Below are 11,546 nucleotides of genomic sequence, written 5' to 3' on the forward strand. Positions count from 1 at the left end.
TAATTGAATCAAACTTATCCGATTTGTGGCTTCCCCCAACAAGCCACTTCATGTCCTGTATCTACTAATTCTAACGGCGGATCTTCTTTAAAACAATGTTCTATTGCAAAACGACATCGAGGGGCAAACGGACAACCTTTTGGATAATTCGTTAAGTCGGGAGGAACACCTTCAATTGCTTGTAATTTTTCGTTAATATTTCCATCTAAACGAGGTAAACTTTCCAGTAATCCTATTGTATAGGGATGACGCGGATTTTTATAAAGTTGATAAACCGATGCTTGTTCAACAATTTGACCTGCATATAACACTAAAATTCTATCTGCTAATCCCGCTAATAAAGCTAAATCATGGGTAATCCAAATCACCGCCATTTCCAGTTCTTTTTTTAACTGTTTCACTAACTCTACGACTTGGGCTTGAACGGTGACATCTAAAGCAGTTGTCGGTTCATCTGCGATTAATAATTTTGGACGACAAGCTAACCCCATCGCAATCATTACTCGTTGACGCATTCCTCCCGAAAATTGAAAGGGATAGTTTTTGATTCGGCGTTCAGCATCAGAAATTCCGACTTGTTTTAACAGTTGAATTGCTCTTGATTTTGCATCATTTTTATTGAGTCCGAGATGAAGTTTAATTGACTCCGTAATTTGCTTTTCAATCGTTAAAACTGGATTGAGAGAAGTCATCGGATCTTGAAAAATAATCGAGATTTGATTTCCGCGAATTTGACGGAGTTTTTCAGCAGAAAGATTGAGTAAATTTTCCCCTTCAAATAAAACTTTTCCGCCTGTTATTTTCCCTGGAGGAGAAGGAATGAGGCGTAAAATTGACAACACACTAATACTTTTCCCCGAACCTGACTCCCCAACAATTCCAAGGGTTTCACCGGAATTTAATGTATAGGAAATCCCATTGACTGCACAGACAACACCATCGGTTGTAAAAAAGCGAGTTTCTAGGTTTTGAACTTCAAGCAATGGTGACATGAAACTTGGAAATAAATGTGTAGAATAATGAATTGGAGATCAAGCCCGATTGTCCCCTGATTCCAATGACTTGCTTTACACTCCGTAATATTCTTGAAAATTTTCTTTAAACTATATAGAGTAGTTTATACCATATTGCCACGATGTTGCTACAGGCTCAAGACCGCCAAAAACTTGATCAGACGGATGATTCGCTGTTTTACTCCTATCCTCGCCTGGTGACTCACGTAGATGAGGGATTCATTGATCGCTTAACAAATCTTTACCGGGAACGTCTCAAACCGAATACTCGCATTCTCGACATGATGAGTAGTTGGGTGTCTCATCTTCCTGAGATAGATTTCGCTCACGTTGAGGGACATGGGATGAATGAGGAAGAATTGAAAAAAAATCCGCAACTTGATCATTATTTTTTGCAGAATTTGAATGAAAACCCAAAATTACCGTTAGATGATTGTGATTTTGATGCGGTTTTAAATTGCGTTTCGGTGCAGTATTTGCAGTATCCCGAAGCTATTTTTTATGAGATGTATCGCATTCTAAAACCGGGTGGAATAGCAATTGTTAGCTTTTCTAACCGAATGTTTCCTCAAAAAGCAATTACCGCTTGGCGAGAGGGAACAGAAGCCAGTCGCGTTGAATTGGTGAAGGGGTATTTTAACTCTGTTAAAGGGCAAACTTTACCGGGATTTAGTCTTCCTGAAGTGATTGCTGAACAGTCTTCAGTACCCTCGATTTTACAGATGTTTGGTTTAGGGGGTGGTGATCCGTTTTATGCGGTAATTGCCTATCGTCAAAACTAGAGAATATCAGATTTTGGAGAACGTAAATTTACCTCCAATTAACCAGTTTTGAGACAATAATCTTGAAAGAGGGGCGGGTTTATAAAAAATATCTTTGGGAAATTATAAACCTATTTTAACCCGCCCCTACATCGGTTAATTTGAAACTTTAGTTGTGATTAACTCCGGCATATTATCACCTTTTTCTCTCCAAGCTTGACGATCAATATTGAGATCAGAAAATCGACTCGCATCAAAAATAGGTTGTTGATCTCCCGCTTGAACTTGCCGATCAAAATCTTTCATCACTCGTAAACCCACTTTAAAGAGTAGAAAAACGGCTACAAGATTAACTAAGGCTAAGAGTCCCATTGTCAAATCTGCAAAAGCAAATACGGTACTTAAATCTTGTGCCGATCCCCAGACAACTAATGCTAGAGTCAAACCGCGAAAAATATTAAACAGCAGCTTATTTTCTGGACTAAAAAAGTTGAGACTATTTTCACCTAAGTAGTAATTATAAATCATCGAGGTAAAGGCAAATAACACTAAGGCAATGGTGACAAAAGCTCGCCCCCAACCCCCAACGTGTTCAGCCATTGCCGCTTGAGTTAAGACAATTCCACTCACATCACTATCCGGTTGATAAACCGAAGACAGAAGAATAATTGCGGCTGTACAAGTACACAAAATAATCGTGTCAATAAACACACTAAAAGATTGAATGATGCCTTGATTTACCGGGTGTTCAACATAGGCAACCGCAGCCACATTTGGCGCACTTCCTAAACCTGCTTCGTTAGAGAATAAGCCTCGTTTTACCCCAAATAATATCGCCGATCCCACTCCACCGCTAACGGCTTGTTGTAAGCCAAAAGCACTTTTAAAAATCAGACTAAAGACATTCGTAATCTCAGCAATATTGGTGACAAGTACAAACAAAGACATGGCAAAATATCCGATTGCCATAATCGGAACTACAAATTCTGCAACATCAGCAATCCGTTTAATTCCACCAAATATAATTAACCCTAAAACAATCAGTAGAATCACACCTGTAATCGAAGTTGGTACTCCAAAAGTGTCTTGAATAGAAGTTGCAACGGTGTAAGATTGGAGAGCGTTAAATCCCAAGCCAAATGTAATCAATAAAAGCGCAGAAAATAGCGAGGCTAACCAGCGTTTACCGAGTCCACGTTCAATATAATAAGCAGGGCCACCGCGATAAGTTCCATCGGGTTCAGCATTTTTAAAAAGTTGGGCTAAAGTGCATTCAAAAAAACTGGTTGCCATGCCAATTAAACCGATAACCCACATCCAAAAAATAGCGCCCGCCCCTCCAAGAGTAATGGCAACTGCAACACCCGCAATATTACCCGCTCCCACTCGTCCGGCAACGCTTAAAGCTAAGGCTTGAAACGAACTTAAATGCCCTTCTTCTCGGTGAAATGATTCTCCTAAAATCGTGAACATTCGCCCAAAATATCGAAACTGAACAAATCGAGAGGAGATTGTTAAAAGCAACCCCACCGCAATCAGTACAAAAATGAGTATCTTACCCCAGATTAAATCATTCAGAAAAGCTAACACTTGCTATTCTCCTAAAATTATTGTAATAAATCATACATGACATTTAAACAAATTGCCTCAAACGTAAAGAAATATGTTAAAAACATCTAGAGTTAACATGACGATATAGAAACAATCTCTTAATTTCTGTATTTTATAATACAATTATACGGTTGATAACAGTCAGTTATTGTTACTTTATTTAACAATACTAAAAATATGATCAAACCTTACCAAAAAGTACCCGTTCAAGACTGTGGTGAACCGTTATTACCGATTCCGCTCGAACAATTTGCAGTTGAATCTCCTCATCCTTATGAAAAACTTGGCGCACCTTATCATCTTTCAGGTGTTGATTCTCCCTATTATTTACGTCAGGAAGTTCTCGAACGTTTAATCACTGCTCAAACGCAATTGCAATCTGATTATCCGGGTTGGAAAATCTTGATTTTTGATGCTTATCGTCCGGTAGAAGTCCAACAATTTATGGTTGATTATACCTTTTCAGAACTCCTAAAAACTAGAGAATTAAAACCTGATTTAATATCAGCAGAACAATGCCAAGCTATCTTAGAAGAAGTCTATCAATTTTGGGCTGTTCCGAGTCTTGATCCTGCAACACCGCCTCCTCATAGTACAGGCGCCGCTATCGATATTACGTTAGTTAATCATACAGGAAAAATCGTTGATATGGGTTCTCCGATTGATGAAATTTCCCCTCGTTCCTATCCCAATCATTTTGCTGAAAGTTCTCATTTAGTTGAGCAAGAATATCATCAAAATCGCCTAATTTTAGCAGCAGTAATGATTTCAGCCGGATTTCAACAGCACCCGAATGAATGGTGGCATTTTTCCTATGGAGATCAGATGTGGGCTTGGTTAAACAATCAGCAAGAAACTGAACAGAAATCTGTCGCAAAATATGGGAGATATTCCTGAAATGACCTGAGATAAACTTAGCGCAAGTTTTGAATTTCCTCAAGAGTCAGTCCCGTCGTTTGACTAATGGTTTCATCATCCAAAATATTCAACAACTGACGGGCAATTTCAATCGCTTTAGCTTTACGACCTTCTTCTCGACCTTCTGCTAGACCTTGTTCGAGTCCTTGTTCAAGTCCTTGTTCGAGACCTTCTGCCAAACCTCTTTCTAGACCTCTTTCTAATCCTTCTCTTTCTGCTAACAGAATCATACCCTGTTGATCTTGAATAAACATTTCTTTTTTTTCTTGTTCTTCAAGTTCTTCACGGCTTAAATTGGCTTGGTTAGCGATTTGAAAAGCCCGTTGAATAGCAGGTATATTTTCCATATTTTGCGGAACTGATTCTAACACCATAGCACTTTTGAGGAAATAAATCCACTTATCTGTTAAGGTTTCCAACTGTTCTAATGCTTTATTAAACTTCGGGAGTTCAATAAAAATCAAATCAATTTCATTCCCTTTGTATTTGAAATTTTCACTTTCTTCTTTAAAAACAAAACGAGAAATTAACCGTTGCGATTCTTCAAACATGATAAAATCTGTAATCGTTAGAGCAATCACAGGTTTAAGGAACCGATAACCTTGTCCAGATTCGAGTTGTAGAGAATAGGTTTTAGCTGCATTGTACAACACTCGTTTACCAAACGACTCCACATTTAAAACCTGCATTTCGATGATGACAATAGACCCATCATTCAGTTTAGCTTTCACATCCAGATAGGAATCTTTTAAACCTTGAATCCGAGGCGAAAGATAGGGATCAATAATCTCTAAATCTTCGATAACAGCTTCAGCATTGTAAATCAAGGCATTTAAAAAACTAATCAGGATATCTTTGCTTTCGGCAGAACCAAAAATTTTTTTAAAGGCAAAATCGGTTTTAGGATTGATAAATCTCATGGTTCGTTCACCTCAACTGAGTAGCTTAATGTCATCATTATCTATTAACAATTAAACAGAAGTGAGATCAAATGCTCCGACTCCGCGACCTGAATCCGCCTCGGGACTTGGAGCTGATGGAGTTCAACTTGTTGTCATCGATTGAATCTTTCAGGAAAAAAATACTTAAAACTTTCTTTACAAAATCTCCCCAATCCTATTATAGAAGCAAATCAAATGAACTTTGGCGATCGCTTAGAAAAAATTAATTTATCATTTTTCCCTGAATGCTTAACAGAGGCATCGAAAGAACTCAAAGGGTTGAATTATCAGAAACTTCTATAAATCGACAACCCAGCGTTTAGAATTTAACCAACACGGTAGAAATCATGGCAGATTTTAGTGATATCAAAGATCATTGGGCAAAAGACTGTATTGAAAAATTAGCAGATGATGGAATTATTAGTGGTTATGAAGATAAAACATTCAAACCCGATGCTTCTGTAACGCGGGCAGAATTTGCCGCCATGCTGAACAAAGCCTTTCCGAATCAATCGCCCATTCGAGAAGGATTTGAATTTGCAGATGTTGACAAAAAATACTGGGCTTATGAAGTCATTCAGAAAGCCTATCGGACAGGATTTTTAAGTGGTTATCAAGACAAAACTTTTAAAGCTACAGAAAAAATTCCTCGGGTTCAAGCCTTAGTTGCATTGTCTAGTGGCTTGAAACTCGATATGATTCAACCTGTTGCTTTCACCTTAGAAAAAACCTATAGTGATGCGGATAAAATTCCCGATTATGCCAAACGAATGATCGCGGCGGCAACTGAAAATCGTTTAGTTGTGAATTACCCAAATCTCAAATTCCTCAAACCCAATGAATTTGCAACTCGGGCAGAAATTGCAACCTTTTTATCTCAAGCTTTATTGAAAGCGAACGAAGAATCTTCTGTTCCCGATGAATATTTAGTCAAAGCCGTAGAAATTGAAGCTCCTAAAGGAGAAATACGAGGCGTTTGGCTCACGAATATTGACAGTGATGTTTTGTTTTCTGCCTCTTCTGTTACGAATGCCATTAATTCCTTATCCGAGTTCAAATTTAATACCCTTTATCCTGTTGTTTGGAATCGGGGTTATACCCAGTATCCCAGTCAAGTAATGAAGCGAATTATTGGGGTTGAACTCGATCCAGCAACGGGTTTACAAGGGCGAGATGTTCTGCAAGAAATCATCACTCTAGCCAAAGCTAAAAACATGAGTGTTATGCCTTGGTTTGAGTTTGGGTTTATGGTTCCCCAAGATTCCAAATTCTTACAAAGTCGCTCCAGTTGGATTACGACTAATCAAGAGGGAGTTCCGTTTACGAAAGAAGAAAATCAATATCACGTTTGGCTCAATCCCTTTAACCCTCAAGTTCAACAGTTTGTCCTTGATTTAGTCGTCGAAGTTGTCAGCAAATATGATGTTGATGGAATTCAATTTGATGATCATTTTGGCTTACCTGTTGAATTAGGTTATGATGAATTTACGACTCGACTTTACCAACGAGAAAATAATGGTAAAAAACCTCCAACTGACCCTAAAGAGGCTGACTGGGTGCGCTGGCGTGCGAATAAATTGACTGACTTTATGATGCGCCTCTTTTGGGTTGTCAAAGATTACAAACCCAATTGTACAATTTCCCTTTCACCGAATCCCAAATCCTACGCTTACGACAATTATTTACAAGACTGGCCGACTTGGGAACGGAATGGATATGTAGAGGAATTAGTGCTGCAAGTTTATCGGGATGATCCGAAAGGTTTTAAAGCAGATTTAGAAGCTTCTGAAGTGCTTGATGCTAAAGTGAATATTCCGGTTGCGGTGGGAATTTTAACCGGACTAAAAGCCAAATCTGTTGATCTTTCAACGGTTAAAGAACAAGTGGCAGAAAGTCGCAAGCGGAAATTTTCCGGGGTGTCTTTCTTCTTCTACGAAAGCTTTAAGTCATTGGCGGAAACAGAAGAAGGTAAAACGACTTTCCAAGCTTTATTCCCCAGTACAATTGAACGACCAGAAATTATTGCGGCTTCTCTTCCCTCTGTTACCATTCCCGAGTTAAAATTAGAATAGGGTTTTTTAGCTCTCTAAATGATTGCAATTCGTCCCTATTTTGAAACAGATTGGGAAGCCGTTTGTCAAGTTCACGACCGAGCGCAACCTGGCGAATTTGCAGGGGTTTGTGTTCCTCGTGACTTGATCCCTCTGGCTGAAAATCCTTACCTGAATAAAATCTTTCATCCTTGTCAAAAATTTGTGGCTTGTGAGGGTGACAAAGTAGTAGGTTTTGTCGCTTTTTATGAAAACCACATTAGCCTACTTTATGTTGATCCCGATTACCAAAATCTAGGCGTTGGAAAACGTTTGTTAAGACAAGCTCTGAATATTATTGGAAGTCCGGCTTGGACGGTTGTTATTGCAGACAATCATCGAGCCAGACGTTTTTATGCCCAAGAAGGATTTCAAGAAAACAGCCACTTTGAAAGTCCTGTTTCGGGTTCAATTTGTCAGTTTATCCGATTGATTCGCTCAAATATCTGATGAAGAGATCCACGTTTTTACAGTTTTAAAATACAGTTTGTATCCAGAATAAACCACTCTTCGGCTGTGTAGATAGAACATTTACTAATGGTTTTAGCTAAGGCCGGAAATTCTCCTGTTTTCAAAAACTGATACGCTTGTTTTCCTTCTTCAAATTCATTCATCCAATCATTAAAATAAAAATATTCAGGAACAAAAGCATACAATTCAATTAAAAACAAATCAATCCCATACTTTTGAATAAAGGTTTGGAGTTCTTCCAAATTCGGACTGTAGTGAGCTTTAATTAAATCTGTTGTTCGTTGATTCACCTGTTGATAATATCCAGTATGATAAGAAATGGCATATTCTCGACCCATTAAAATCGAACGTTGAGCAAAAGTTGGTAGTTGATTAATCTCTCCAGATAGAGATGCCGTTAAAGCATCTTTGGGTTGCTGTTGAAAGAATTCATAAAGTTCAGGTCGGTCGGCTTGTTCGTATTTTACCAGAGGAAAGAAGGGAACAAAACTCGGATAAAATAACAGAGAAATCGTCATAACTCCTATTAATCCACCTGCAACAATCTTCTGAACCTTTCGGGGTATAACTTCCTTTTTTTCTGATTTTGCCTGACCTTTAACTTCAATCCAATTCAACAACGCATCCAGAATCACCGTAAACGCAACAATCGTAATGACAGCCACAACAATTCTCAAACTGATTCCCGTATATCGGTTAGGAAGATGCAGTTTAAATAGAAAAGCATGAGCCAATAAAAACATCATCACCGAGGAAACGAACAATTGAAACATCACCCAAATTCCCGGCTTTATTCTATCAAGTAAAGGAAAAGCAGGGCGAAATAGGAATAAAACCGGAAAAAGTAAGGCTAAACATTGAGTTGCAGGTGTAAACAACGACTTGGGAAACATCCCACTTCGTCTACTATTAAACCAAAAATCAAAAATATTCTCGCTAAAAAACGGGTTCCGTCCATTCTCAAAGAATTCTACAGATTGTAGGGCTTCTGCTCGATTCATTGCTGGCCCAAATTCTATGCTTTGTAAGGCATAAATCACCATGACAACAAACGCGACGGCGAAACTAATCCCAAATATTTTTAAGTCTCTTGGGTGAGCAGAAAAACGAAGCCGCCCTTCTTTCCAAGTCAATAAACGCAGAATTAAAATGCTTAATCCCACAAACACATATTGCGGATAAAATAACCCCGTTAAACCAATTGAAATCGCAATTCCCCAAATATTACTTCTCAGTACATAATAGATGAATGCCAGAAAAATGGGATAGATAAAAGCTCTAGGCGTTCCTGATGCGACATCATCTTTTAACCAAATAATTTGGTTCATCAACAACGCCCCCACAAAACCCGCCACAGGAACAGGTAAAATTTCGATACTAATTCCAAAGGCGAAGGGCGTGCTAATAATCCCTAAAATTGAAGGAACAATCCGACAAAAAACTAACGGATGAATTCCCAAAAAATTCGCAATTTGATAGAGAATCGTATATCCCAAAGGAGCCACCGCTTGAAAATAATCGGCAATTAAATCATTGGGAAATAACTCGGGATCAATAAATCTTTGCATCCAGAAAATATGCTGACGAGCATCATCTTGAATCACACCCGAACTCTCAAAGGCGCGATGTAATGCCATCCCTGCATAAACAACAGCAAATACCATGCTGAGACTAAACCAAAAAATCACTCTCGAACGAGGGGTTTTCTCAAGCGGAGACGTTAAAAATGCGTGTAAACGAGTCATCGACATAAACTTTGATTGGATCAGTAAAAATTAAGAATTGAGAAGACAGTTAGCATCGAGAATAATATAATTTTGAAACTGGAGAACCGTACAGCGATCCGTTAAACTTTCCAGAATCGGCTTTTGTCCATTTTTGAGATTTTCTTCGACTTTTGCAGTCGCAGTTGAACTCAGTTTTTTGAGAGAATCATCTTGTTGAACAAACTCTAAAGTCAGTGCATTTTCTTCTATCATCCAAAAATCGACTTTGTAATCTTGAATAAAACGCTTAACCTCAGCTAAATTTGGGCTATACTGTGCTTTGATTAAGGCTTCAGTTCGTTGCTTCATCCCTGTATAATAGTCTTGATGATAAGGTAAAAGATATTCAGAACCGACTAAAATTGAACGCTGAGAAAAGGCAGGAATATTATTGACTTCATCAGTTAAAGACGCAATCAGCGTATCTTTGGGTTGAATGGCAAAGAATTCATACAACAACGGAATTTCACCCACAACATTATTAGTAATGGGGAAGCGGTTGGTTAAGCTCGGATAACATAAGCCTAAAAATACTAACACAACCAAAGCACTTTTGAAAAAAATCTTGTGCTGTTTTTCGTTAATTTTGCGGAAAATTGCATCCAGAATTAATGTTACCGCAATTCCCCCGGCGATCGCCATGATCATTCTCAAGCTATGCTGACTATAGCGACTGGGATGATGTAACTTAAAAGCCAAAAGATGAGCCAGAAAAAATAATCCCGTTGAAACCAACAATAATTCAGGTAAAATCAGAACGGAACGAGAAATTTTCTGAGCCAAGGGAAATCTTGCCGGATATTTTAACAACACAGGTAACAAGATTCCCGCAAAAACTTGAGGCGGAATAAAAGACTTTCTAAACCATTCTTGAGGGAAAAAACCCGAACGATCCCCTGTTAACCAAAAATCCAACGGTTTATCCGTAAAAAAAGAAGCCCGCCCTCCCGGATAAAATTCGGGTAATGTTTTGGCTTGAGTCAGGTTGATCACATCTCCCCATTGAGAATTATTGATAACATAAGGAAATAAAACAAAGCTACCAATCACCAAAGCCGTTATTAAAATCGAGTCGTTTGTATTTCTTATAGGATCTGCCTGTTTTCTTTCCCAAAATAAATGTACAATGACAACCCAGACTGCAATTAAAACCCCTTGCGGATAAAACCCGCCTAACAGTGCGATCGCAATTCCCACACCTATCACAGATCGTCGTAATAGAAAGTATAAAAACGCGAGAAATAAGGGATAAAAAAAGGCTCTCGGTGTAGCTGTAATTAAATCATCTTTTAACCAAAGATTTTGATTGAGGAGTAATGTACTGAGAAAACCCGCCATCGGAACAGGTAAAATTTCCCAACACACCCCAAAACAAAAACCCGTTGTAATCACGCCTAAAATAGTCGGTAAAATTTGATTGAGTAAAAGAGGACTGACTCCTAACAGCGAAAAAACTTTATAAAAATTTGCGTATCCCAGAGGCGCAACCGACTGAAAATAATCGATAATTTTATCATTAGGAAACAGTTCAGGATCGAGAAACCGCAGCATCCAAACCACGTGCGATCGCGCATCATCTTGTATAAGATATTCTTGACCCCAAGCTTTAGCAAATGCCCCAATTCCACAAGCGATCGCTACAATTAAACTCAGACCAAAGTATAGCCTGACTTGACGACTCGAAGATTTTTCTAAAGATAAATTTAGCAAGGCTTACCCAGATATTAATTAAATCGATTTTATTCTATCGGACAGTGTACCGTAGTTTGGCACAAAATAAAACAGATCGGAACCGATCTGCTTTGAAACCCTCTCTCAGTAGTAGGGTGTTTTCATTCTCGACCCGAAATTTGATGACCTAACCCCCCAACCCCCTTCCCTGCAAGGGAAGGAGGAGCAATTAATAGTTTTAGATATCTAGTAATCAAAAAAAAGGATCCCCTCGCCTTACCCCCCTTTTTAAGGGGGGATCAAG

Annotated in this window: 9 protein-coding genes; 4 read left to right on the top strand and 5 right to left on the bottom strand. The window is 38.6% G+C overall.

Going from position 1 to position 11,546, the window contains the following annotated elements:
- Window positions 1-14: 14 nt before the first annotated feature.
- Complete coding sequence (locus WN50_RS04705) at window positions 15-992, bottom strand: ABC transporter ATP-binding protein (RefSeq protein WP_049558114.1); 978 nt, start codon at window positions 990-992, stop codon at window positions 15-17.
- A 143-nt stretch (window positions 993-1,135) separates the two neighbouring features.
- Between WN50_RS04705 and WN50_RS04710 the strand changes: the two genes are divergently transcribed.
- Complete coding sequence (locus tag WN50_RS04710; protein WP_049558116.1) at window positions 1,136-1,795, top strand: class I SAM-dependent methyltransferase; 660 nt, start codon at window positions 1,136-1,138, stop codon at window positions 1,793-1,795.
- 135 nt (window positions 1,796-1,930) lie between these two features.
- Here WN50_RS04710 and WN50_RS04715 read toward each other — a convergent pair whose 3' ends face one another.
- Entirely contained in the window at window positions 1,931-3,364 is a 1,434-nt protein-coding gene (locus tag WN50_RS04715) for an alanine/glycine:cation symporter family protein (RefSeq protein WP_049558118.1), read from the bottom strand.
- A gap of 198 nt (window positions 3,365-3,562) precedes the next feature.
- Here WN50_RS04715 and WN50_RS04720 point away from each other — a divergent pair, with 198 nt between their 5' ends.
- Complete coding sequence (locus tag WN50_RS04720) at window positions 3,563-4,282, top strand: M15 family metallopeptidase (protein WP_200906209.1); 720 nt, start codon at window positions 3,563-3,565, stop codon at window positions 4,280-4,282.
- Between the two features lie 17 nt (window positions 4,283-4,299).
- Here WN50_RS04720 and WN50_RS04725 read toward each other — a convergent pair whose 3' ends face one another.
- Window positions 4,300-5,223: an Rpn family recombination-promoting nuclease/putative transposase gene (locus tag WN50_RS04725; RefSeq protein ID WP_049558121.1), complete on the bottom strand. Its 924-nt coding sequence runs from the start codon at window positions 5,221-5,223 to the stop codon at window positions 4,300-4,302.
- A gap of 368 nt (window positions 5,224-5,591) precedes the next feature.
- Here WN50_RS04725 and WN50_RS04735 point away from each other — a divergent pair, with 368 nt between their 5' ends.
- Together WN50_RS04735 and WN50_RS04740 are read left to right on the top strand one after the other, a co-directional pair.
- The gene (locus WN50_RS04735) at window positions 5,592-7,316 is read left to right on the top strand and encodes a glycoside hydrolase family 10-like protein (protein ID WP_049558127.1); all 1,725 of its coding nucleotides are present in this window, start codon (window positions 5,592-5,594) and stop codon (window positions 7,314-7,316) included.
- A gap of 18 nt (window positions 7,317-7,334) precedes the next feature.
- Window positions 7,335-7,784: a GNAT family N-acetyltransferase gene (locus WN50_RS04740; protein ID WP_049558130.1), complete on the top strand. Its 450-nt coding sequence runs from the start codon at window positions 7,335-7,337 to the stop codon at window positions 7,782-7,784.
- A gap of 17 nt (window positions 7,785-7,801) precedes the next feature.
- On the opposite strand, the gene WN50_RS04745 is transcribed toward WN50_RS04740, so the two are convergent.
- A complete protein-coding gene (locus WN50_RS04745) occupies window positions 7,802-9,550 on the bottom strand; it encodes a hypothetical protein (RefSeq protein WP_342586735.1) in 1,749 nt (582 codons plus the stop codon).
- Window positions 9,551-9,580: 30 nt separating this feature from the next.
- On the bottom strand, window positions 9,581-11,281 hold the full coding sequence (locus tag WN50_RS04750) for a hypothetical protein (protein WP_049558133.1): 1,701 nt from the start codon (window positions 11,279-11,281) through the stop codon (window positions 9,581-9,583).
- Window positions 11,282-11,546 lie beyond the last annotated feature (265 nt).

Source organism: Limnoraphis robusta CS-951, from assembly GCF_000972705.2.